The organism is Streptomyces actuosus (assembly GCF_016921115.1).
Taxonomy (GTDB): Bacteria; Actinomycetota; Actinomycetes; order Streptomycetales; family Streptomycetaceae; genus Streptomyces; species Streptomyces actuosus_A.
Genome location: NZ_JAFFZS010000032.1, coordinates 62,650 through 86,442 on the forward strand (window position 1 = coordinate 62,650; position 23,793 = coordinate 86,442).

General features: G+C 72.5%; 18 protein-coding genes. 7 read left to right on the top strand and 11 right to left on the bottom strand.

Annotation, left to right across the window (positions count from 1 at the left end; genetic code table 11):
• Nucleotides 1-61: 61 nt before the first annotated feature.
• Both JS756_RS28790 and JS756_RS28795 read right to left on the bottom strand, forming a co-directional pair.
• Nucleotides 62-919 carry an SDR family oxidoreductase gene (locus tag JS756_RS28790; protein WP_205386167.1) on the bottom strand — a complete coding sequence of 286 codons (858 nt, stop codon included), beginning with the start codon at nucleotides 917-919 and terminating at the stop codon, nucleotides 62-64.
• Entirely contained in the window at nucleotides 916-1,902 is a 987-nt protein-coding gene (locus tag JS756_RS28795; RefSeq protein ID WP_205386168.1) for an ABC transporter substrate-binding protein, read from the bottom strand. Before JS756_RS28795 ends, JS756_RS28790 begins: the two co-directional genes overlap by 4 nt.
• 382 nt (nucleotides 1,903-2,284) lie before the next feature.
• Between JS756_RS28795 and JS756_RS28800 the strand changes: the two genes are divergently transcribed.
• From JS756_RS28800 to JS756_RS28825, 6 genes are all read left to right on the top strand, one after another.
• Nucleotides 2,285-3,262 carry a FecCD family ABC transporter permease gene (locus tag JS756_RS28800; protein ID WP_205386191.1) on the top strand — a complete coding sequence of 326 codons (978 nt, stop codon included), beginning with the start codon at nucleotides 2,285-2,287 and terminating at the stop codon, nucleotides 3,260-3,262.
• Nucleotides 3,259-4,389 carry a FecCD family ABC transporter permease gene (locus JS756_RS28805; RefSeq protein ID WP_438817352.1) on the top strand — a complete coding sequence of 377 codons (1,131 nt, stop codon included), beginning with the start codon at nucleotides 3,259-3,261 and terminating at the stop codon, nucleotides 4,387-4,389. The genes JS756_RS28800 and JS756_RS28805 overlap by 4 nt, the downstream gene beginning before the upstream one ends.
• A gap of 7 nt (nucleotides 4,390-4,396) precedes the next feature.
• Nucleotides 4,397-5,209: an ABC transporter ATP-binding protein gene (locus JS756_RS28810; RefSeq protein ID WP_205386169.1), complete on the top strand. Its 813-nt coding sequence runs from the start codon at nucleotides 4,397-4,399 to the stop codon at nucleotides 5,207-5,209.
• Nucleotides 5,210-5,492: 283 nt separating this feature from the next.
• A complete protein-coding gene (locus JS756_RS37870; protein WP_205386170.1) occupies nucleotides 5,493-7,925 on the top strand; it encodes a penicillin-binding transpeptidase domain-containing protein in 2,433 nt (810 codons plus the stop codon).
• 112 nt (nucleotides 7,926-8,037) lie between these two features.
• Nucleotides 8,038-9,123 (top strand): NAD-dependent epimerase/dehydratase family protein, encoded by a 1,086-nt coding sequence (locus tag JS756_RS28820; RefSeq protein WP_205386171.1) that lies wholly within the window; start codon nucleotides 8,038-8,040, stop codon nucleotides 9,121-9,123.
• A gap of 4 nt (nucleotides 9,124-9,127) precedes the next feature.
• Nucleotides 9,128-10,138, top strand: coding sequence for an AraC family transcriptional regulator (locus tag JS756_RS28825; protein ID WP_205386172.1), 1,011 nt, complete (start codon nucleotides 9,128-9,130; stop codon nucleotides 10,136-10,138).
• Here the strand turns inward: JS756_RS28825 and JS756_RS28830 are convergent.
• The 3 genes from JS756_RS28830 to JS756_RS28840 all read right to left on the bottom strand — a co-directional run bounded on the left by JS756_RS28830 (nucleotide 10,122) and on the right by JS756_RS28840 (nucleotide 13,881).
• Entirely contained in the window at nucleotides 10,122-10,376 is a 255-nt protein-coding gene (locus JS756_RS28830) for a hypothetical protein (RefSeq protein ID WP_205386173.1), read from the bottom strand. The genes JS756_RS28825 and JS756_RS28830 overlap by 17 nt on opposite strands.
• Before the next feature lie 258 nt (nucleotides 10,377-10,634).
• Entirely contained in the window at nucleotides 10,635-11,672 is a 1,038-nt protein-coding gene (locus JS756_RS28835) for a protein kinase family protein (RefSeq protein WP_205386174.1), read from the bottom strand.
• A gap of 223 nt (nucleotides 11,673-11,895) precedes the next feature.
• Nucleotides 11,896-13,881, bottom strand: a complete 1,986-nt coding sequence (locus JS756_RS28840; protein ID WP_205386175.1) for a PA14 domain-containing protein — start codon at nucleotides 13,879-13,881, stop codon at nucleotides 11,896-11,898.
• A gap of 589 nt (nucleotides 13,882-14,470) precedes the next feature.
• Between JS756_RS28840 and JS756_RS28845 the strand changes: the two genes are divergently transcribed.
• The gene (locus JS756_RS28845; RefSeq protein ID WP_240204521.1) at nucleotides 14,471-15,754 is read left to right on the top strand and encodes an ROK family transcriptional regulator; all 1,284 of its coding nucleotides are present in this window, start codon (nucleotides 14,471-14,473) and stop codon (nucleotides 15,752-15,754) included.
• A 297-nt stretch (nucleotides 15,755-16,051) separates the two neighbouring features.
• Here the strand turns inward: JS756_RS28845 and JS756_RS28850 are convergent, their stop codons facing one another.
• The 6 genes from JS756_RS28850 to JS756_RS28875 all read right to left on the bottom strand — a co-directional run bounded on the left by JS756_RS28850 (nucleotide 16,052) and on the right by JS756_RS28875 (nucleotide 23,664).
• Nucleotides 16,052-17,026, bottom strand: coding sequence for a hypothetical protein (locus tag JS756_RS28850; RefSeq protein ID WP_205386176.1), 975 nt, complete (start codon nucleotides 17,024-17,026; stop codon nucleotides 16,052-16,054).
• Nucleotides 17,027-17,110: 84 nt separating this feature from the next.
• Nucleotides 17,111-17,329, bottom strand: coding sequence for a hypothetical protein (locus JS756_RS28855; RefSeq protein ID WP_205386177.1), 219 nt, complete (start codon nucleotides 17,327-17,329; stop codon nucleotides 17,111-17,113).
• Nucleotides 17,330-17,777: 448 nt separating this feature from the next.
• A complete protein-coding gene (locus tag JS756_RS37645; protein WP_205386178.1) occupies nucleotides 17,778-19,235 on the bottom strand; it encodes a glycosyl hydrolase in 1,458 nt (485 codons plus the stop codon).
• A 131-nt stretch (nucleotides 19,236-19,366) separates the two neighbouring features.
• Nucleotides 19,367-20,731 (bottom strand): glycoside hydrolase family 52 protein, encoded by a 1,365-nt coding sequence (locus tag JS756_RS37650; protein ID WP_205386194.1) that lies wholly within the window; start codon nucleotides 20,729-20,731, stop codon nucleotides 19,367-19,369.
• Complete coding sequence (locus JS756_RS37655) at nucleotides 20,650-22,083, bottom strand: glycoside hydrolase family 52 protein (RefSeq protein ID WP_205386179.1); 1,434 nt, start codon at nucleotides 22,081-22,083, stop codon at nucleotides 20,650-20,652. The genes JS756_RS37650 and JS756_RS37655 overlap by 82 nt, the downstream gene beginning before the upstream one ends.
• Nucleotides 22,084-22,635: 552 nt before the next feature.
• Nucleotides 22,636-23,664: a LacI family DNA-binding transcriptional regulator gene (locus JS756_RS28875; protein ID WP_205386180.1), complete on the bottom strand. Its 1,029-nt coding sequence runs from the start codon at nucleotides 23,662-23,664 to the stop codon at nucleotides 22,636-22,638.
• Nucleotides 23,665-23,793 lie beyond the last annotated feature (129 nt).

Here is a 23,793-nt window from a genome sequence, read left to right on the forward strand (position 1 = left end):
GTGCACGGGGCGGTGGAAGTCGGGGGGTGCGAGTCGGGGGGAACGGGGCGGGTGCGAGGGGTCAGGCCCGCAGGGTGGCGCCGCCGTCGACGTAGAGGTCGTGCAGGGTGATGTGGCGGGCCCGGTCGGAGGCGAGGAAGACCACGGCGTCGGCGACGTCCGCCGGGTCGGCGATCCGGCCGAGCGGTATGCCGGTGCGGTGGGCGGCGAGGTCGCCCTCGATCACCCGGCGCGCCGCCGCTTGCTCGTCGTCGCCGGTCCACAGCGCCCGCTGCATGTCGGTGAGGGTCGAGCCGGGTGAGACGGTGTTGCACCGCACGCCGTGCGCGGCGACCTCCAGGCCGAGACACTTGGTGAACATCACGGCCGCCGCCTTGGACGCCGCGTAGGCGGACAGTCCGGCGCGCGGGACGCCCGCCGCGTTGGACGCGACGGTGACGATGCTGCCGCCGCCGCGGGCGGCCATCCGTCGCGCGGCGGCCCGCGAGACGTGGAAGACCCCGGTGGTGTTGACGGCGAAGGTGTCGGCCCAGGCGGCGTCGGTCGTACCGGTGACGGGGGCGGGGTGCAGGACGCCGGCGACGTTGACGACGATGTCGAGCGGGCCCAGGACGTCCTCGGCCTCGGCCACGGCGGACTCGACGGCCGCCGGGTCCCGAACGTCCAGGGCGCGGGCGACGACCCGTCCCGGGTGTCCGCCGGGGCGGCCGTCGTGGTCGGGTCCGCGGCCCTCGCGGTGCCGTGCCGGGTCCCCGGGATACTCCGCGGCGAGGCCGCGGACGCCGTCGTGGTGGAGGTCGGTGGCCAGGACCCGGGCGCCGCGCTCGGCCAGCGCCCGCACGACGGCCTCCCCGATCCCTCTGCCGGCCCCGGTCACGAGGGCGTTCCGGCCGGCGAACTCCCATGGTGAGTCGGTCACTTGACCATCGCCTCGCGGATGTCGCCGAGTACCTTCAGAGCCGCCTGCGCGCCACCGAGGCTGGTCCACATCGAACCGTCGATCTGCACGGCCTGCCCTGACCCGACGGCCTTCAGCTGCCGGTACGCGGGCTTCTCGGCCAGCGTGTCGAGCAGGCCGGCGTCCTTGCCGCCGGAGTCGAGGGTGCCGATGAACAGCCAGTCGCCGTCGATCTCGGAGAGGTTCTCGTCGCTGATCGGGGTGGAGTGGCCCTCGCCCTTGTCGTTCTGGATGCCCGGGCGCCGGAAGCCGAGGTCCTTCAGTACGTCGGAGATGAACACGCCCTGCTGCATCACGGCGGTGCCCTTGGCCGAGTACCGCGCGACGGACACCGACGCGCCGGCCCGGCTGCCGAGGTCCTTCTTCAGGGCCGCGACCTTCCGGTCGTAGTCGGCCAGGAAGTCCTCGGCCTCGTTGGTCCGGCCCAACGCCTTGCCGGTGAGCTGGAGGGCGCTCTTCCAGTTCTTGCCGCCGTCGATGGTGACGACGGTCGGAGCGATCCGGCGCAGTTGCTGGAGAACCTGCGCGTCGGCCGTCTGCCCGGCCAGGATGACGTCGGGCCGGGCTCGCACCACCTTCTCGATGTCGGGGCCGGTGACCGCGCCCACCACCGGTATGCCGCCCGCCTGTTCGGCGAGGTAGGCGGGTGCGCCCTGCTGGCCCCGGCCCGCGGTCAGACCGACCGGCTTCACCCCGAGGGCGAGCGCCGAGTCCAGGTCCGTCTCGCTCAGTGCGAGTACCCGCCGGGGGTGCTCGGGCACCTTCACCTCCGTGCCGGTGGCGTCGGTGACCGTCACCGTGCCTGTCGCCGCGGGCTCCCCGTTCCCGGACGCGCCGTCCGAGGAGCCGCAGGCGGCCAGGGACAGGGTGGCGGCGGTCAGCGTCACGGCCGCCAGGGCGGGGCGGGCGGAGCGATGCGGGCGGGACGGGCGGTTCATCACCATGGCGTGTCTTTCCTGATTCTCTGCGTGGGTCCGGTGGACGGGAAGTGCGGTCTTCACTGCGGCAGCACCTCTGCGATCCACGGCCACAGGGACCTTGACGGCCTTTCGGCAGGCGTGCGCCACCAGAGCGCCCCACCGAGGGAAGTAAAACTTAGGTTAGGCTAACCATATGTTGACTGCGCAAGGGGGCGGGGTGGAAGGGAGCGGGTCCGGCCGGGTGAGCGGCCTTGCGGCCGGTTGCTCCACCGAGACCGCGGACACCCCGGACGGACCCGGCACCCCTGACACCCCGGCGGAGCCCGGCGCGCCGGGGGCGCCGCCCGCCCCGCCCGGGCGGGCGACGCGGCGGCCCCTCCCGTGGGTCGTCGCAGTCGTCCTCGCCCTGCTGCCGGTGCTGGCGCTGCTGTCCCTGCTGATCGGCACCGGCACCAGCTCACCCGCCCGCGCCTGGGCCTACCTGCTCGGCGACCCGGGCGCCCGGGCCGATGCCCAACTGCGGCTGGCCGTGGTCGACCTGCGCCTGCCGCGGACCCTCGCCGGGGTGCTGGTCGGCGCCTGCCTCGGCACGGCCGGCTGCCTCCTGCAGGCCGCCACCCGCAACCCGCTGGCGGAGACCGGGCTCCTCGGCGTCAACTCCGGCGCCGCCTTCGCGGTCGTCGTCGGACTCACCTTCTTCGGCGTCGGCTCCCCCGAGGGCCTGCTGACGTGGGCACTGCTCGGCGGCATGGCCGCCAGCGCGGCCGTCCTGCTCCTGGCGGGTGCCGGACGCACCGCGGGCTCGCCGCTGCGCCTGGTGCTGGCCGGCTCGGCGCTCGGCGCCACCTTCCACGGCCTGACCTCCTCGGTGCTGCTCGGCACCCGGTCGACCTTCGACACCTACCGCTACTGGACCATCGGCTCCCTCGCCGGCGCCACCACCGACGGCCTGCTCCCACTGCTGCCACCGGCCGGCGCCGGGTTCCTGCTCGCGCTGCTGACGGCACGCCCGCTGTCCGCCCTCGCACTCGGCGACGACAGCGCCCGGTCCCTGGGCCACCGTCCCGGCCGCACCCGGCTGGTGACCGCGGCGGCCGTCTCCCTGCTCGCCGGCTGCGCCGTCGCCGTGGCCGGGCCGATCGCCTTCCTCGGTCTGCTCGCCCCGTACGCGGCCCGCGCCCTGACGGGGCCCCGGATGTCCGCCCAGCTCCTGCTGTCCGCGGTCGTCGGCACGGACGTCATGCTCGCCGCCGACGTCCTCGCCCGGATCGTGATCCGCCCCTGGGAGACCCCGGTCAGTGTGCTCCTCGCCTTCGTCGGCGGCCCTCTGCTGGTGTGGATCGCCCGTTCCTCCCGCCTGTCGACCGCAGGAGCCGCCCCATGACGGACATGACACCGCGTCGGGCGCCGGGAAGTCCCGCGACGGCATCGGGGACCGCGCCCGACCACGCGGCGATCGACATCACGCCCCCGGACAGCACCGTCCTGCGGCGCGGCGCGGTCTCCTGGCTCTTCCCCCGGCGCGGCGCCCTCGCCGCCGTGCTGCTGCTGCCGGCGCTCGCCGTCCTCGTCGTCCTCGCCGCGCTGGCCAGTTCGAGCGGCATGAGCCTCGCCGACACGGTCTCCGGACTGCTGGGGACGGGTGACCGGGGAACCACGATGATCGTGCGGGACTTCCGGCTGCCCAGGATCTTCGTCGGCGTCACGGTCGGCGCCTGCCTCGGCACGGCCGGCTGCCTCACTCAGGCCCTCGCCGGGAACCGCCTCGCGACCCCCGACCTGATCGGCGTCGACGACGGCGCCACCGCGGTCGTCGTCGCCACCGCGGCGGGCTCGTCCACGGGCATGGTCGGCGCCTGGTGGCTCGGACCGCTCGGCGCCGTCGGCGCCGCCGTCCTCGTCGTGCTGTGCGCGGGCGGCGCGGGCACCGCCGGCTACCGCGTGCTGGTCGTCGGCATCGGCGTCTCCACCTTCATCGGCGCGGCGGGCGACCTCATCATGTCCCGGGAGAACGACAACACCGCCGGGGGCGTCTTCCTCTGGGCCGTCGGCAGCCTCAACGGCCGGGACTGGTCCGTCGGGACGCCGCTGCTGATCGTCCTGATCGCTCTGCTGCCGCTCGGCCTGGCCGTCGGCCACCGCCTCCGACTCCTCCACTTCGACGACGACATGGCCGCCGCCCTCGGCGCCGACCTGCGCCGGGTACGGGCCGCCGCGCTGGCGCTCGCGGTCGTCCTGGCCGGCGTCGCGGTGGGCGTCGGCGGACCCATCGGGTTCGTGGCGCTGGCCGCACCGATCCTCGCCCAGCGGCTCGCCGGACCCACCCGGGTGCCCGTCCTGGGCTCGGCCCTGGTGGGTGCGGCACTGGTCACCGCCGCCGACGCCCTCGGCCGCGTCGTCGCCCCCGTCGAACTCCCCGTCGGTGTCGTCACCAGCGTCCTGGGCGGCCCGTTCCTGCTCTGGGTACTGCTGCGCGCCGACTCCGACGGGCCCCCCACCGGAAAGGCCTGACCCCGCCATGACCGACCTGACGCAGCCGGGCCGCCCGGGCCTGGACGTACGCTCCCTGCACGCCGGCTACCCCGGCCGCCCCGTCGTCCGGGGCGTCGACCTGCACGTCCCCGCCGGACAGGTCGCCGCGGTCGTCGGCCCCAACGGCTGCGGCAAGTCCACCCTGTTGCGCACCGTCGCCCGTCTGCACCGGCCCGAGTCCGGAACCGTCCGCGCGGCGGGCGAGGACGTCTGGTCCCTGACGCAGCGCCGCGCCGCCCACCGGATCGCCCTGCTCCCGCAGGCACCGCGTGCCCCCGAGGCGATCACCGTCGCCGGCCTGGTCCGCTACGGCCGCCATCCCCACCAGGGGCTGCTCCGCCAGTGGTCCCGCGCCGACGAACGGGCCGTCCGGGAGGCCCTCGACGCCACCGGCACCACCGGCCTGGCCGGTGAGCGCCTCGACCGGCTCTCCGGCGGCCAGCGGCAACGCTGCTGGCTGGCCATGGTGCTCGCCCAGCAGACCCCGGTCGTCCTCCTGGACGAGCCCACCAGCGCGCTGGACCTCGGCCATGTCGTCGAGGTCCTGGAACTGGTCCGCGAGGTGGCCGCAGCCGGACGCACCGTGGTGATGGTCCAGCACGACCTCGCCGCCGCCGCGCGGTACGCGGACACGGTCGTCGCCATGAAGGACGGCCGCGTGGTCGCCCGGGGCGCCCCGGCGGACACCGTCGACGCGGCCCTGGTGAAGGACCTCTACGGCATCGACGCCGACATCCTGCAGGCCCCCTCGGACTCCTCCCCGGTGGTCGTGCCCCGTCCACGCGCCCGGGTCGCCTGACCCTCGCGGCCCGCCGCACGGCGTCCCGCACCGCCTCCGACGGCCGGGCCGGGCGCCCGAACGGCGGGGCGGACCGCGCCCCTCGGCAAACTTTCCGCAAAGGCCCCTCTCGCCTTCGTGCGGCGTGAGTAGGAAGGGCTCGCTCAGCGGAGTGCCGTGGTCGCTCGGCGACGGTGAGTGACACGGCGGGCCGGAACGGCCCGCGCATCAGCCTTCTTCGCGGGTTCCTCGCGGCACTCGGCGGGCCGTGCGCCGCGGAGGGGGCACTGCGAGGGGGGAAGCAGTGGTGCAGGCGCTGGGGCCGGGCGATCCCGCGGAGATCGCGGGCTACCGGGTACGGGCCAGGTTGGGCGCGGGCGGAATGGGCGTGGTCTATCTCTGCTACACGCCGGGCGGACAGCCCGTGGCGCTGAAAGTGATCCGCCAGGAGTTCGCCCAGGACGCGGAGTTCCGCCGCCGTTTCACCCGCGAGGTCCAGGCAGCCCGCCGGGTCCAGGGGGCGTACACGGTTCCGGTGCTGGACAGCCAGACCGCAGGACCGCACCCCTGGCTGGCCACCGCCTACACCCCCGGGCCCGCGCTCAGCACGGCGGTGAGCACGTACGGTCCGCTGCCCCCGCTGACGGTGCTGCAACTGACGGCAGGGGTGGCCGAGGCACTGCAGTCCGTTCATGCGGCCGGTCTGATCCACCGGGACCTGAAGCCCTCCAACGTGCTCCTGGCCTTCGACGGCCCGCGGGTGATCGACTTCGGCATCGCGCGGGCCATGGACGCGACGGCCCTCACGGGAACGGACGAGCGGCTGGGCACGCCCGCCTACATGGCACCGGAACAGGTCTCCGGGCGGGAGGCCACCTCGGCCCTGGACGTCTTCGCCCTCGGGCTGGTGACGTTCTTCGCGGCCACCGGCAAGCACGCGTTCGGAGAAGGGCCGAGCCACGCGCTGCTGTACCGGATCGTGGCCGAGACACCCGATCTGCGGGACTGCCCCGAGCAGTTGCGCGAGCTGACCGCCCGCTGCCTGGCCAAGGAACCGGCCGAACGGCCGACACCGTCCCAGGTGATCGAGGTGTGCCGGGAGCAGGCGGGTGAGGGCCGGCTGGAACGTGACTCCCGCGGCTGGCTGCCCTTCCCCGTGACCGCGTGGAACACCGCGGCCATGGAACCGCCGGACGCCTCGGGCCCTGCCGGCCCCGCCGATCCGGCCGCCGGGCCGGTTCCGCCGTCGCCGCGGAATCCGCCGGGTTCGCAAGGCTCGCCGGCACCGCGGTGGCCCGTGGCGGCACCGCAGCCCGGTGGACCGGAACGGCAGGTACGGCGCGCGCGGCAGCGAGTGACGTGGGCGGTGCTGGCCGCCCTGGTGGTGGGTCTCTCGACCTTCGCCGCTCTCAGACTCACCCAGGGCGGCGGCACGGGCGACCAGGGCACCTCCGGAGCCTCGGCCGGGCCGCTCGGCGACATCGTCGTGGGCGGGAAGCCCGTCACCGGCACCGAGCGCACCGGCGCCTCGGCGGGCCCGTACCAACGCACCTACTCCGACGGAGCCCTGTACCACCCGGTGACCGGCCACCGCTCGCAGTCGTTCGGGACCAGCGGTCTCGAAGCGATCTACAAGGAGGTTCTCGACGGCACGGACGGCCGCCTGCACGGAACGCCCGGCCGGGTCGTCACCACGGTCGTGCCGGAGGCGCAGAAGGCGGCCTACCGGGCTCTGAACGGCAGGCAGGGCGCCGCCGTGGCCATCGAGCCGTCCAGCGGGCGCATTCTCGCGCTGGTCAGCACTCCCTCGTCCGATCCCTCGTCGTTCAGCGGGAACACGTCCTCCGACGCCGCCGCCTGGCGTCAGGCCACGGGCAGTGCGTCGCAACCCCTGCTCAACCGGGCGCTGCGCGCGACCTACCCGCCCGGCTCCACGTTCAAGGTGGTCACCGCGGCGGCAGCCCTGGAGTTCGGGCTGTACGACACCGCCGACGGGGCGACCAACTCACCGGTGCCGTACCTCCTGCCGAACACCACGACCGAACTGAAGGACGAGACCGGCGCCTCCTGCCGGAACGCGTCTCTGCGTGTGGCGCTGCAGCGCTCCTGCAACACCGTCTTCGGCAAGATCGGCGCCGACCTCGGCACGGACACGATGCTCGCGGAGGCGAGGAAGTTCGGCTTCGGCGCGGAGCAGCGGACACCGCTGCTCGCCCGGACATCCGTCTTCCCCGACACGGCGAACACGGCGCAGACCGTGCTGAGCTCGATCGGCGCCTACGACACCGCGGCCACCCCGCTGCAGATGGCCATGGTCGCCGCCGCCGTCGCGAACGACGGACTGCTGATGAAGCCCTACCTGGTGGACGTGGTGCAGTCGTCGGATCGGCACACCCTGGAGCAGGCCCGGCCGAAGGCACTGAGCCGGCCTCTGTCCGAGAGGAACGCGCACATCCTGCAGTCGATGATGGAGACGGTCGTGACCTCCGGGGCGGGACGCGACGCCCGGATCGACGGCGTCACCGTCGGCGGCAAGACCGGTACCGCCCAGTACGCCGTCGGCAACAGCGAGAAGCCGTACGCGTGGTTCATCTCCTACGCGAAACCGGGGGACGGCAGTTCGCCGGTGGCCGTCGCGGTGGTCGTCGAGGACGACGCCGCCCATGTCGACGACGTCGGCGGCGGTGCGGCGGCGAAGGTCGCCCGGCTCACGATGGAGGCGGTGCTGGAGCAGTGAGCCGCGGCCGTGCCGGGCCGTGCCGGGCCACCCCCGGGAGGTGGGATTCGCGGCTTTCGGGCGTGGCGTGATCCGACAAGAGAAATCGGACGGGCCGCCGTAGGGTCGCCACATGCACCAAGAACCAGACCTGACCGGCATCCCCGTGGACACGTCCGCTCCCGTCCTGGTCACCGGCGCGACGGGATACGTCGCCGGGTGGCTCGTGAAGGGCCTGCTCGACGCAGGTGTCACGGTGCACGCCGCAGTGCGCGACCCCCGCAACACCGCGAAGATCCAGCACCTCGTCGACTTCGCCGAGAAGTCGCCGGGGGAGATCCGGTTCTTCGCAGCGGACCTGCTGGAGGAGGGCTCGTACACCGAGGCGATGGCCGGATGCCGCATCGTGTTCCACACCGCGTCCCCGTTCACCACCCAGGTGGACGATCCTCAGCGTGAGCTGATCGACCCGGCCGTCCTGGGCACGCGCAGCGTGCTGGAGAGCGCGAACGCGACCCCCTCCGTGCAGCGCGTCGTGCTCACGTCCTCCTGCGCCGCGATCTACACCGACGCCAGCGACTGCGCGAAGGCCCCCGGCGGCAGGCTGACCGAGGACGTCTGGAACACGACCGCGTCACTGGACTACCAGCCCTACAGCTACTCCAAGCTGCTCGCCGAGCGCACCGCGTGGGACATCGCCGACGCGCAGGACCGCTGGCGGCTGGTCGTCATCAACCCGTCCCTGGTCATCGGGCCCTCGGTCAACGCACAGCCCACCTCCGAGAGCTTCTCGATCGTCCGGCAGCTCGGCGACGGCACCCTGCGCCGGGGCGCCCCCCGCGCCGGGCTCGGTGTCGTCGACGTCCGCGACCTGGCCCGGGCGCACATCGCCGCCGGGTACCTCCCCGACGCCCGCGGCCGCCACATCCTCTCCGGCCACGACACCGACGTCCTCGCTCTGGGCCGGGCGTTGCTCCCGCGTTTCGGGGACCGCTTCCCGATCCCCAGGCGTGCGCTGCCCAAGCCGCTGGTGTGGCTGGCGGCACCGAGTGCCGGGCTCTCCCGCACCTTCGTCAGCCGCAACGTCGGCGTCGAGTGGCACGCGGACAACGGCAAGAGCCGCCGTGAGCTGGGCATGGTCTACCGGCCGCTGCAGGAGTCGATGGAGGACATGTTCCAGCAACTCGTCGAGAAGGGTACGGTCGCCGCCCGCGCGTAGCCCTATGTCGGCCTACTCCCTCACCGCCGGCTGGCACCGGGTCCTGGCCGCTCTCGGCCTGGATCCGGCGGCCGTGCTGCGCCGCGCCGGTCTGCCCGCGGATCTCCCGGAGCGTCCGCAGGCGCGGATCGGGGCCGAGGAGTTCTTCGCGCTGTGGGAGGCGGCGGACGCCCTGTACACGGGTCCCGACCTGGCGGTCGCGGCTGCCTCGGCGGTGTCGGCCGAACACTTCGACGTGCCCGTCTTCGCCGGGTTGGCCAGCCGCGACCTCGCGCAGGCGGCGGCGCGCGTCGCCGTCTACAAACGTCTCGTCTACCCGGTGACGCTGGACGTGCGCACCGACGGGGGCCTCAGTGTCGCGCTGCGTCCGCGGGACCCCTTCACGCCGCCCGCCGTGCTGGAGCGGTTCGAGCTGCTCTTCTGGGTGGCCTTCGCTCGGCTGGCGACCGGGGTCCGGGTGGGTCCGGCGCGGATCACGGTGTCCTCCCCGCCGGCCGACCAGTCGGCCGTGGCGGACTTCCTCGACGGCGTCCACCTCACCCGGGGTCAGCGCGCCGAGGTGGTCTTCTCGCCGTACGACATGCACCGGCCGTTCGTGACCGGTGTGCACGCCGGTATGTGGGAACACGTCGAGCCGGAACTGCGCCGGCGCCTGCGCGACCAGGAGGAGTCCGCGTCCTGGGCCGAGCGCACGCACACCGCACTCCTGACCAGCCTGCCGGCGGGGCGGGGCACGCTGGCCGACGTGGCGGCCGGGCTGGCGACGAGCCCGCGCACGCTGCAGCGCCGCCTCGGTACGGAGGGCACGTCGTTCCAGAAGGTCCTCGCGCAGACCCGGGAGCGGATGGCGCGGGCCTACCTTCGGCGCTCCACCCTGTCCTACACCGAGATCGCGTTCTTGATCGGGTACGAGGAGCTGACCTCGTTCCACCGCGCGCTGCGCCAGTGGACGGGTGAGACGCCCCGCGGCCTGCGCTCCCGCGTGAGCGCTCCCGCACTCAGCGGTCGGCGCTGACCTGCGACGGCGTCAGTCCGGTCCAGGAGTGGAACGCGCGGTAGAAGGAATGGGCGGCCCCCCGACCCGGGGAAACCCCTCCCTGCCGCACCACATACAGGTCATGGTTCCCGCCTTCCGCAGCGTCGCCGCCCAGATCGCTCCACACGAAGATCACCAAAAGATGGAACAGCGGCCAGGCGGAAACAAGAAGGTACGCCTCACAATTCGGCAACGCCGTTTTCAGACGTTTCGTCAATTCCCGCTCCCCGTCGCGTTCAGGGCCCGGAGACGATCGCCCGACCTGCATGTACGCCGGTCAACGCCTCTCGCACCGGCGCTCGTCGGGGAAAATGGTCCAGTCCATCGAATCTCTCCGCGGGCGGCCTGATCTGCAAAAGAAATGACGTAGTTCACCAGAGAGGCAGAACAGGAGAAGCCGAAACGGGCCGACGGAGCGGGAAATGCGGCCACCGTTCCGTACGGGCGGGCCGAAAAGGGTCACAGAAAGGGGATTTCATCCCGTTCCCGCCCTGTGCGGCGCGGTCGCCGCGGGCGGGGTCGGCGCGGACGGCAGTGCGGAGTCGCCGGAGCCGGGCGACATCCTCGGCATCACCAGCATCAGGACGCGGACCAGCACGCACAGCAGGGCGGCGAACAGCATCCCGGCGGCGCACGCGTCCACGGCGGCCGGGCGCTGCCTCCGGCGGTGCGTGGGAGGCGGGGCCGCGGGATGCCGGGCCGGCGCGGGTGGGGGCTCCGCGGCGTACCGGTCCTCGCGCAGGACTCTCAGCAGGGACCGCCGCACGATCACCTCGGCCAGCCGGGTCTCGACGTCGGGGCGCAGCAGCCCGCGGACGGCAGGGGTCAGCGGGCCGGCCGGGTCCGCCATGTTCCGGTGGCCCGTCGGGCCCGGTCGGCCGGTGAGGGAGACCGTGTTCCCGCGCTGCTCGACCCGCACGCCGACCAGGACCGCGAGCAGCCGGCCCACCGTCCACAGGTCCGCGCGCTCGCCGCCGGCGCCCTCGCCCCACTCGGGGGCGGCCGGCAGCGGGGCGACGCAGCCCGCGCGCATCAGAGTCCCGATGCCCGTGCCGGTCAGGACGATCCCGCCGTCGTGCTGGAGCCACACCTGCCGTGCCGTGAGGAACCCACGCAGGACACCGGCCCGGTGCATGCCCGACAGTGCGTCGAGGACCTTGAGCGCGACGTGCGCGGCGTCCGCGGGGCCCATCGGGAAGCGGCCGAGGAGGTCGGACAGTGGACGGCCGGTCGGGCGCACCTCGACGATCCACACCGCCTCCGCCTGTGCCGTGACACCCAGCGTGCGGGCGAACGTCCCGGGCTCCGCCGCGTGCAGAACGGCCGCCTCCTGCTCCAACCGGGCCGCGGCGACCCGCACGCCGGGCCCCGCCGGGCCGGCCAGGGGAACCTCCGTCACCCACAGCGGCTGCCGGGTGCCGACGTCCTCCGCCAACCAGTGCCCGACGCCCCCGTCACGTCCCACCAGGCCCAGCAGCCGCCAGCCACCGACCACACGCCCTGCCTGCGACACGTCCGCACCCACCACAACTGCCCCTCGTCGTCGCCTGGATCGCGCCCTCGTCGCCGTGGTACGCGAAGGCCTCGCGGGGGCGTTCACTTTCCGCCTTCGTTGACGTGAACGGCGAACGGCGCGGCGCCCTGCACAAGTCGGCGCTCCCGCACACCGGTCGTCGCTCCCCGCGCGCACGACGCGCGAGGAGCGACGGGAGTGCCGGGAGCGCCCGTGCGGTGGGCTACCGCCGGGCCACCGCGGCGAGCACTCCGCTCACCGGTGCGGCGTTGGTGTAGGTGTAGTGGGGGCTGTCGTACTGGGGTCCGTCCTTCTCGTACTGGAAGTAGTAGTCGACCTCCGCTCCGGCCATGAGGCCGGAGATGGTGTACTCCCAGCGCTGTTCGGCGGAGTTGAACGTCAGGAAGTAGTTCTGCTGATCACCTCCGTCGACCTTGTAGTGGGCCACCACGAACTTCGGGGTGAATCCGTCGGGCTTGAACCACAGCCGCACGGTGGTCGCGTTCACCTGCTCCGCGCCCTGGTCGAACGTGCCGGCCCCGGGGGTGGGTTCGGTGGACGTCGGCGTGGGCGTGGGACCGGTCGGCGTCGGGGTGGGGGTCGGCTGCGGGGGGTTGCTCTTCTTGAGCGTGGCGAACAGGTCGGGCGAGGCGTTCATCCAGCCCATCACCGGGTTGTTGAGCTCGTCGAGCCACTTGCCCTTGATGTAGGGGTTGGTCTCCACCCGCGAGTCGCCCCAGAGGCCGCCCCACATGGCCTGAGCGTTCCACTCGGTGTTGATGTAGGCGACGGCCCGGACCACGTCGCGGTTCTCGTGCACCCAGTCGAAGAAGCCCGCGTACCAGCCGTACCAGATCTCCTCGTCGGTGACGGCACCGTTCCAGTAGTTGGTGCGGGCGTCCAGGTCGTAGCCCTGCGGCGTGGACTCGGCCACCATCATGGGCTTCCCGTGCGCCCGGGAGAACTCCAGCATCTGGTCGTACGGCGCCGGGAAGTACTGGAAGTAGGACACACCGGTCCAGTCCACGTAGTCGTCACCTGGGTACCACTGCTCGATGGGTTTGGTGGTCATGTAGGTGGCCGCCTGCCAGACGTAGGCCACGTTGTCCACGCCGAGCAGCCGGAAGCGGTCGACGATGTGCCGGAACGCCTTCACGTACCCGGTCGGGTCGTAGTGGTTCCACGGCCCGTCGAACTCGTACCCGATGCGCAGGTAGACCGGCCGGCCGTCGTCCTTGAACAGGTGGGCGAGGTGATCGACGTACTGGTCGTCGCGGCCGTCGGCGATCTTGGCCAGGTTCTGGCCGGAGTTGTCGACGATGTACAGCCCCATCACCAGGGTGGAGTTCGGGTAGTCGCTCAGGTTCTCGTAGGCGTTGACGGGCCCTGCACCGTAGTCGACGCGTTCGTCGTCACGGCAGCCGTAGAGGATGTACGGCTGGTTGGCCTCGGCGATGTCGCAGTACGTCGTGGTGCCACCCGGGGCGGGCAGGCCGCCGTCCACGTACCCCTGGATGCCGCCGAGGTCCTGGCCGACGACCATCAGGGCCTTGCCGTCGGGCGGGATGAAGCGGCCGCTGACGTAGTGGTCGACCGGAGGCGGCGGCGGGGGGTCCCGCGGCGGCGGCACGGGAGAGCCGTCGTCCTGGGAGAACAGCGCCTGCTGCGGCACACGTTCGGCGGCCTTGCCGGGCGGCGCCCACTCCAGCTTCGCCGACGCCTCCCCCGCCGACTCGAAGTACTCCATGGTGACGTGGACCTTCTGGCCGCCCTTCAACTCGACGCGGCCCTTGATCCGGGTGGCCGGCATCACCGCCCAACGGCTGATCACCGGCTGGCCGTCCACCCACAGGCGCACGCCGTCGTCGGTGGTGGTGGTGTAGAACGTGTACACGCCGTCCGACGGCGGCATCAGCATGCCGGACCAGCGGATGGAGAAGTTGTCCCCGCCCACTCCGGGCGGTCCGCTCTGGCCCCAGTTGAAGTCGACGACGGGGTCGACCCGGGTGGCACTCGGTGTGCCGCTGAGCGTCTTGTTGTTGAAGCACTCGCCCTTCAGTCCGTCACCGCTCGGCATGGCCGCCGCCGCGGGTTCCGCCGCGCTGCCGGAGGAGGGCGAGGCGACGAAGAGTCCGAGTATCAGCGCGAGGATCGAGGTCAGCAGGAGTCCGCGTCTGCGCTGGGCGACGCGGGGCACTGGTGATCGCATGGTCGTGTCGGCTCCTTCTGCCCGGTGGGGGCGAGTGTGTGCCGGCCGCGGTCGCACGGCGTGCGAGAACGCCGCGGAAGCCGGCCGGTTGGGGGGTGAACAGCCGTGTCCGAACGGGACAGGGCCTCTCGCTCAATCCGGGGCCCGCGACCGCCCGGTCCGCGCGGAACGGACCGCGACCGGCACCGGGCCGCCGGGGGCGGCACGGATGGGGTCACGGCTCCGGGGCACGGGCCGGGTGGCAGCGGATGCCCAAGCGGCTCTCTGACATCCGATGCGCATCACGCCTCGCGACGGTCTCCCGGGAGGCTCGGCCGGGCGCCTGCGCTCCACGCCCGCCCCCGCCCCCGCCGGTTTCCGCCACGAGGCACATTGGTACGTTTACTGAACTTATGAATCTGCGGCAATACGGGCCGGGGCAGAAATCAGGACCGGTCCGGTGATTGACCGAAAGGTCACCCCGGGAAGTTTCGGGCAGCCCGACTCCCCCTGGACGAGGGGCCGTTATGATCAGGGACGTGGGGCAACCTCGACGGCGCGCTCTGAACCCCGGTCCATCACACGGCGACCGTGCACGCGTGCGGCCGTCATGAGCGGATTCACCCGGCTGCCGCCCGACGGCAGGGAACGCTTCGCAGCCCATCAGAGCACCATGCGGCGCCACAACCTGGCCCTCGTCATGCACCACATCAGTCAGCAGGGGCCCACGTCCCGCGCGCGGATCGCCTCGGCTCTCGGCCTGACCAAGGCCACGGTGTCGACGCTCGCGGACGAGTTGCTGCGCGCGGGACTGCTGGTCGAACTCGCCCCCGAACCCAGTCCGGGGGTCGGGCGGCGCGGCCAGCCGCTGGCCCTCAATCCCGAGGGACCGTCGGGAATCGGCCTGGAGATCAACGTCGACCATGTCACCGTCTGCCTGATGGACCTGACCGGAACGGTCCGGCACGAGGACGTGCTGCGCGCCGACAACCGCGGCCGGAGCCCGCGGCAGGTCCTCGCCGACTCCGCGCCCCTGGTACGGCGGGCCCTGGAACTGGGCCGTGCGGACGGGCTCGACGTCATGGGCCTGGAAGTGGCGGTGCCGGGCATCGTCGCGTCGGACACCGGCCGGCTGCTGCGCGCGCCGAACCTGGGATGGTCGGACGTCGGCCTGGGCACGCTGCTGCCCCAGGTGCTGGACCTGCCCGGCCTGCGCGTCGGGGTCGGCAACGAGGCCGACCTCGCGGCGCTGGGCGAGCTGTGGTTCGGCGGCGGCGCCGCGTGGGGCGACTTCATCCACGTGTCGGGAGAGGTCGGCGTCGGCGCCGGGCTCGTCTTCGGCCACCGGCTCTTTCGCGGGGCCCACGGATACGCGGGCGAATTCGGCCATATGACGGTGCAACGGCGGGGTCCGCTGTGCCGGTGCGGGGCCCGGGGCTGCCTGGAGGTGTTCGCGGGCCAGGAGGCGATCCTGCGGGCCGCGGGCCTGGCGCACGTGCCCGGCACACGCCACGGAGGCCCTCCGGGGTCCGTGACCGCGCTACGTACCCTCGTGCAGCAGGGCGAGCCCCGCGCCCTCCAGGCTGTCGAAGGGGCCGGCGAGAAGCTGGGCATCGCCCTCTCCGGACTGGTCAACGTCCTGGATCCGGACACCGTCGTCCTCGGCGGGCTCTACGCGGTCCTCGCGCCCTGGCTCGTGCGCCCGCTGACCCGGGAACTGGAGCACCGGCTGGTCGTCGAGCGGGACGTGGACGCCCTGGTCAGGGTCTCCAGGCTGCCCGGCGACGCCGCGGCCCGGGGGGCAGCCGGGGCCGTCGTACGGCGACTCATCGCCGAACCTCCCACGGACCGGGGCCCGCAGGGGCGGCGGGACGGCGGCGGGACGACGGGCTGAGACGGGCAGGCCGAGACCGGCGGGCGCCGCAAGTCCGAGGAGGATCCCTCCACGTCCCTACCGGGAGCGCGCCGCGTGCAACAGCCCATCTGCGCAACCTGGCCGTCGGCAGGCTGCGGTGGCTGCAAGTGGGCGGCATTGCCGGGACCACCCGAGCGATCCGGAGCGCCCCCGAACCCGCTGTCCGGATCTGAGGCTTCATCAACAAGCTCGTGTTTTGGCGAGGTTGAAGCCGCCCCGGCCGACAGCACGGACCGACGGCGGCGCACGCGACCAGCGCCCGACCCGGGGGCGGCGTCAGTCGAGGGAGTGCAACATGGTGCTTCGCGCACTCTCGGCACTGAATCGCGCACCCTCCGACAGGGACGAGATCTTCTCCCCACCGAGCCGGATCCCTTCACCCCATGCCTTCACCAGCACGGGCCCCTGCATATGAAGGCCTGCGGTCAGGCTGTCATCACTGGACGACGCAACCGTCTTTTGCCACGTGACGAGAATATTCCGTTCAGGATCTTCCCCGTACGGTGGAACATTTTCAGGCAGCCCTTGCGCCAGACCCGCACGGACTCGGTTCTCCCAGTCCGCCGCCGCCTCCTGGGTGAGCCTCGCGGTGACTTCATCAGCGACGGCATCCAGCGATCCAAGCACCCACCCGTTCGCCTTCGGCGCCGAGGGACCCTCAGCCCCCGAAGGGTCAGCAGCTTCCACAGCACTGTTCGGTGTCGCTGCGAGTTCATGCACAGCAGTCCGCGTAACACCTCTGCGCAGCTCGACATACGCGGCCGGAGTGGCAGAAATACCTCGCATGACACGCATCAGGGGTTTTTGGAAGATGGCCATGTGCACACCGTCTTCATCCGCCCAGGGCGGGTCCGAGGGCGAGTCATGTCGTGAGTAATCGAAGCTTCCTGGCGCCAGGATTCCGTAGATGTCGGTCGAATAGTCGGCGAGCGCTTCGGCGAACGGTTCGGAAAAGTCTTCGTCCAGTGAGGTGGTGCCTGTTCTTCGCATCTGATCTTCGACAGCGAGCAGCGCGTCCTTCATTGCTTGCGCCTGCTTGATCGAGTGGTCCTCAGCACCGTCGCGAACTGCCGCCTTCTTGAGCGCGCCACCCAAGGCCGCACAGGTCGATTCCGCCTGATGGGCCGCGTCCAGGAGCCGTCGAATCTTGCCGTTCTTCGAAAGATCGTGGCAGAAGTCTGGCGAGTCGTCCCGCGTCGCGAACCATGCTGCGATGCCGCCGGTCATCACAGCGCAGGCGACGAGAGCCACCAACACCAGGGTTCCTCTCGACGCGCGGCGTCCCTCACTGTGGGGCATTTGATTCCTCTGGCAGAGTTCGTATATTTTGATGTCTCAGGTCACTCGATCACTGATATTTACTTGCTCCCACTTCTTGTGGGCCTTCTTCACCGCGGAGGAGGTCACCCAGCCATGGCCGTCCTCGGCGTCGAACGCCTTGACCACCGCATCGGTCTGCTCGTCGGCGTAGTCGCCGGACTCCCTCGTTTCAGGCTCGATGTGCTGCTCGATCGCCTTGGCCGCGGCCCGCTTCTCGGCAGGCGACGACGCCAAGTCCTTCTGACCGCTCGGAACACGACGAGGATTCGCTGTGCCCCCCGGGTCGGCCGGGATCTGGTTGAGCTGCATTCGTGTCGATCCGTGCCCCGTTGTGGTCATGGCTCTCTGCTCTCCCCTTCGGGAATCGGGTCCTGCGGTCTCGTACGGATACTTGAACAGGTTCGGCGCCGCGGGGAAGCGGGCGGAGGCACCGGATCGCTCCGGCGGCTCCGCCCGCGGAAGACCGTCGCCACCACGCCGAGCAACATCATGACAGCGGCTCCAGGCCCGGCCGACAGGTGGTTGCTGCTCTGCTCACTCGACGCTGCGGCGCCAACCCGTTCTGCGCACCTCCAAGTTGCCGGTGATCCGGGGGTCCAAGGCCGACCGGTCGGGTCAGGGCCCGCGCCTGCCGCGACGTAACGGCCACCGGGCCGGACGCGGCCCGACCGGTCTCGCTCCGTCAGGGTGCGGTGTTGACGAAGGTGGACCAAGGGGTGTCGTACTGGGGCCCGTTCTTCTCGTACTGCAGGCTGTAGGTGATCGTGGCGCCGGCGGGCACGCCGTCGATCGTGTACTCCCAGCGCCCCGGATCGGAGCCGGGCTGCATGAAGTAGTTCTGCTGCTCGCCCCCGTCGATGCGGAAGTGCGCCACCACGAAGCGCGGCGTGAACCTTTGGGGCCGCAGCCACAGGCGCACCTGAGTGGGCGTCACCTGCTCCGCACCCTGCTGGTAGGTGCCGTCACCCGGCTCGCTGGGAGTCGGCGTGGGGGTCGGGGTCGAGGTGGGGGTCGGCGTGGGGGTCGGGGTGGGCGTGGGGTCGGGTCCCGGCTGCGGTGCGCCGTACTGCACGTAGCGCGGGTCGTCGAGCACCCGTCGGCGCCAGTGGTCCAGGACACCGGGGTCGCGCTGGAGGCGGGCGTCGGTCGCGGCGAAGCCGCCCGTCCAGCCGTGGGCCGCCCAGTCGTAGTTGATGTAGGTGAGGGCGCGGACGTCGTAGGTGTCCACGATGTCCAGCAGGCGGTCGAGGTAGTCGTTGAAGCGGGCCGGTGTGTCGTCCCAGGGGTTCTGGACCGACGACTCGGAGATCATGATCTTATTGCCGGTGCCGCGGGCGAACTCCAGCGACCGCCGCAGGTTCGGATCCAGACGCTCGCCCGCGCAGTTGGGCGTGCCGTTGGCGTCCAGGCACACGTCGTTGTTGAAGGCCGAGAAGCCGATCCAGTCGACCCAGGTGTCACCGGGATACAGCTCGGTGGCGTCGGCGGTGCCGCGGACGGGGTGGTAGACGAACTCCACGTTGCCGACCGCGTCGGTGACGCGCAGCCGGTGCGCCACATAGTCGAAGGCGTCGTGGTAGGCCGACGGGTCGGCGGTGCGGGGGTCGAAGCGGGAGGGGTCGGTGTTGGCGTGCAGGTTGAGGCTCACCTCGTAGTCGATGCGGAGCAGGAAGTGCATCGAGGGATGGCTGCTGAGGGTGGCGGCGAGCCGGTCGAGCTGGGCGTCGTACTTGTGGGCCACGATGTCCCGTTCGACGGACACGCCTCCGTCGTACAGCCCGTAGCCGTGCAGCGTCATCGCGTCCTTCCAGCTCAGCCCGATCTCGGCGTAGGACTGGGGATGTTCCGCGGCGACGCGTTGCAGCAGGACGCGGCTGTCGTTGTTCAACTCGCCCGAGTACAGGTCGCCGTAGAGCGAGATCCCGGCGGGGACGCTCCCGGTCGAAGCGACGTAGTCCTCGTAGTCCTGTGCGTAGTCCTGGCCGATCAGGGTGAGGGTGCGGCCGGCGGCCGGTTCCTCCGCAGCTCCGCCGGTCAGCGGTCGGGCGGAGGCCCCGGCGGAGGCGCCCAGGGCGAGCAGGGCGGCGAGCAGCAGAGCCGGGGCTCTGCGGCGTGCGGGGTTCTTCGACATGGCGCGCATCGTGCCTCCTTGGCGGGTCGGTGGGGGGGTGCACGGGTGGGCGTCGGGACGGCCCGGCCGGGGAGCGACCGGGGGAAGGGGGCGGCGCACCGGGCGCGGGGCGCGGCAAAGGGCGCGGCGGTGGGGGCGGGTCAGCGCATGCGGAAGAGACGGCGGGCGCGCGCCGGGGCGGCACCGGCGACGTAGGTGGACCAGGGGGTGTCGTACTGCGGCCCGTTCTTCTCGTACTGGAGGCTGTAGTCGATGCGGCCCCCGGGGGACACACCGTCCACGATCCGCTCCCAGCGGGCGCCGGCGGCGGTCATGAAGTAGTTCTGCTGCGCCCGGCCGTCGACCGTGTAGTGCGCCACCACGAAGCGCGGGGCGAAGCCGTGCGGTTCGAACCACAGGCGTACCCGGCCGGCACCGGCGGGCTCGGCGCCCTGGTCGTAGTCGGATCCGGGGCTGGGCGTGGGACTCGGGTCGGGGTCCGTGGTCGCCGTGGGACTGGGCGAGGCCGTCGGGGTCGGAGTGGGCGTAGCGGTGGGGGTGGGCGTAGCGGTTCCGGTGGGTGAGGGTGGGAGGGTGACCGCGGGCTCCTGGAGCCACAGGAAGCTCGTCACGCCCCGCGGGTAGTACTTGCTGTACGTGGCGTTGCCGTCCACGATCTGGTCGCTCCAGGCCCAGTAGGCGCTGGTGTCGCGGGTCAGCCACGACACGGCCGCGGTGTCGGCGCGTGCGGTCGCGTCGACGAGGTCGAGGCCGAGGATCCGGCGGGCGGTGAACTCGTTGAGGCAGGTCTTGGAGAGCCAGGTGTTGGCACTGGCGGAGCTGAGCTTCCAGCCGCCGTCGGCCGTCAGGCAGACCCCGGGGACCAGCACGGCCTGCAGGTGGCGCCGCAGGGCGCGCACCAGGGGTGCGTAGGGGCCGTCGGCCCCGGTGGCGTCCTTGCGGCCGGCGAAGTAGGGGTAGACCAGCCCCTCGACCACCGGAATGATCCTCACGTCCTCTCCGGTGCGGAGATTGGCGGGCAGGTACCCCTCGGCCGTGGCGCTCCCGGCGACCGTGGCGGCGCAGGCCCCGGCCTGGCGGCGGGCCCGGTCGGCCAGGTCGTCGCGGCCGAGCCGGGTGAACAGCCGCTCCAGCACGACGTACGCGGCCCAGCACTTGACGGCGATGTAGGAGTTGCCGACGGCGGTGGTCAGTCCGGGGCCGATCGAGTCGTAGGTGGTGATCTCGGTGCCGCCCGGTCCGCAGCGGGTGGTGTCGGTGCTCTGCACGCCGTCCCGCCGCGCCGGGTCCGGGTGGTCGCGATTCTCCAGGCTGACGAGGCAGTCGGCGAGGAACCCGGCTTTCGCGTCGAGCCAGGCGGTGTCGTCGGTCTGCTCGGTGTAGACGCCGGCGCACAGGACCCAGTTGGCCAGCTGCTCGCCGGTCATGTAGGAGAAGATGCCGGTCTTGCCGCTGTGCTCGTAGTGCGACTGCCCGGGCTCGGTGTAGTCGGGCCAGTAGCCCATGTCGTGGGTGACGCTGACACCGCCGGGACGGGCGGTCTGCTGGTCCGGTGGCGGGAACTGACCGTGCCGCTGTCGTAGTGGTAGCGGCCGGCTGCCCGGTCCAGGCCGTCGCGCACCGTCCAGGGGTTCATCCCGACCTCGTAGAAGAGGTGGTCGACGGTCAGGTCGAAGGTGTTGATGTACTTGTACTCGCCCTCCATCACGTTCCACCAGGGGCGGCCGTCGGGGTCGGAGAGCAGGGCGGTGCACCCGTAGTAGGAGCGGATGGCGTGGGCGAGCAGGAAGGTCTGCTCGGGCGTCCGGCCGGCCGAGCGGACGAGTTCGTCGTCGGCCCGGCAGGCCTCGATGCGGTCGGCGAGGCCGGTCGTCGCCGCCGTCGCGACGTCCTCGATCCGCGGATATCGGTCGGTGTACCGGTAGCGCATCGCGACGCCGGTGGTGACGTCGCCGGCGCGATGGAAGCACAGCGCGATGCGGTACGTGCGGCGCTGCCCGGCGGGAACGGTCGCGACCAGGGCGCCGATGCTGCCGCCGCCGGTCTGCCCGTCGAGGATGGCCCCCATGTAGGAGCCGGTCACCGCGGTCGCCTCGGTGCTGTCGGCGACCAGCGCGGTGTGCGTGCGCTGCGAACCGAAGACGACGCCGTTGAGCGGGGCGTCCATGAGGCGCGGGCTCTCCCCCGTGACCCCCAGGAACACCCTGCGCGGGCGTGCCCCGGCCCGGTTGTCCAGGGTGAGTTCGGCGAACACCGCAGGCAGCAGGACATCGGGCAGGGCGCGCAGGGGCCCGTCGCCGGCAGGCAGGGACAGGTCGCCTGGGGCGCGGGCGGCCGCGGGGTCGGCGGGGTCCGGCACCGGGCGCACGGGTGAGCACAGGGCGAAGGTGAGGTCCTGGGCGGTGAAGGTGTCCGTGGCCACCCCGAAGTCCCGGTGCACGGCGTCCCGGGCGAGGGGCGCGACCCCACCGCTGACTCCGTCGTGGAAGAAGGGCAACGCCCAGGGCCCTCCGTCCCCCGGCGGGTCACTGCCGACGAACACGCTCTGGTTGGCGGGTGCGCCGGACTCCAGGCCGAACCCGCCCGAGGCGCCCGGGAATCCCAGAGTGAAGGTCGCGTACGCGCCGATGGGGGCGTGGAAGGCGTTGAACCACGGGCCGGTCGCCGCGGTGGAGCCGGCTGCCGACGGTTCGCGGTCCGTCCCGGTGTCCGGTGGAGAGCGGCGGGCCAGTGTCCAGCCGGCCGCCGCCAGCACGACACCCGCCGCGCCCGCGGCCCGCAGGACGTCACGGCGACCGGGCCCCGGCGGGCCGGCGCGGTCGGGCGTGGCGGTGGGCTGTCTCGGATCAGGTTGCATGAGGCGCACCTCGTTCGTCCCGGCGAACGTTCACGATGGGTGCCGTACGGCACGTGAGCGGTGCCCCCGGGGCACGGCCGGTCCGGCAGCCCGGCCCGGTGCGGGGAGGTCGGTACGCAGGGCGGGGCTGCCGAAGTCGCGCCGTGAGATCGGGGGTTGTCTGCGGGGCGACAGCTCCGCAGGCGCTTTCATCAGTTGACTGAACAATTCAATGCGGGGCAAGAGGCCTCACGACTTTGCGTGGAACCTTCGCCCGGTGATCGAGAGGGCGGGGCGCCGTCGGGCGCTCCGGAGCCGGCAGCCGCGACGGCACCGGAACGGGAGGGCGTCGGAGCGGGAGGGCACCGGAGCCGGAGCCGGACGGCACCGGAGGCCGGGGAGGGCGGGCCGCGCCCGAGCCAGGCCAGGCCAGGCCACCGATGGGCTAGTCAGGCCATCTATGGCCGTGCCCCCGGCGAGCAGGTCCGTCGGGGACCGTGCCCCCGGCGGTCGGCAGCGGGTGCGGAGGCCCGTGCCGTCGGCGAGCCGGGCGATCGGCGGGGTGTGCGGCGGTCAGGCCGGGCGGGCGGTGCTGGCGCGTTCGACCAGCTGGGTCGACAGCTCCACCCGCGGCAGATCGACCTCCTCCCCGTCGACCAGCCGCAGCAGGGTCCGGGCCGCCATCGCGGCCATCTCGTGCAGCGGCTGCCGGACCGTGGTCAACGGCGGGCCGCTCCACCGGGTGACGGAGAGGTCGTCGAAACCGACGACGCTGACGTCCCGCGGGACGCCCAGGCCGCGCTCGCGCAGTGCGGCGTACGCGCCGAAGGCCTGCAGGTCGCTGGCCGCGAACAGGGCGGTGGGAGGCGGCACATGGGCCTTGGCCGCGGCATCGAGCAGTGCGTGGGTCTCGGCCCGGCCGGAGACGTCGTTGAACTCGCCGAAGCGCAGCCACCCGTCGGGGACGGGGATGTCGGCCTCCTCCATCGCCGCGCGGAAGCCGTCCGCGCGGGCCCGGCTGCACAGCAGATTGCGCGGACCGGCCAGGTGCGCGATCCGCCGGTGGCCGAGCCGGATCAGATGCTCGGTGGCCGCCGTGGCGCCCGCCCAGTTGGTGGCCCCGATCGTCGGCACCCCGGCGTCCGCCGTACCCACCGGGTCCACCAGCACGAACGGCACCCCCAGCGACACCAGCTTGAGCCGCTGCCGGGGAGTCAGGTCGGACACCACCAGGACGGCGCCGTCCGAACGCCGGGCCGCCATCTGCTCCAGCCACTCCCCCGTGTCCGCGCTGCGGCCGTGCACGGCCGACAGCACCATGCTCACCCCGGCCGCGTGCAGCGCCTGCTCCGCACCGCGGATGATCTCCACGGACCAGAGGCTGTCCAGCTCGTTGAGGACCAGGTCGACGATCCCGCCGCGGCGGCGACGGCCCTGGCGCCGCCGGTAGCGGTGCAGGTCGACCAGCCGCTGGATCCGGTCGCGGGTCTCCGCGGACACGTCCGACCGGCCGTTGAGGACCTTGGACACGGTCGACACGGACACCCCGGCCTCGGCCGCGATGACACTGATCGTCACCCGGTTCCCTGTCCGCACCGTCATGTGCGCTCCCCCTTCTCCGCGCCCGCACCGCCGGTGGTGAGGGCGGGTCGCCGCCTCACCGCACCGGGGGCCGCCCGCTTCCGCAGGATATCCGGCGTGCCCTCGGCGCCCGCCCGGCCAGGGGGGCGT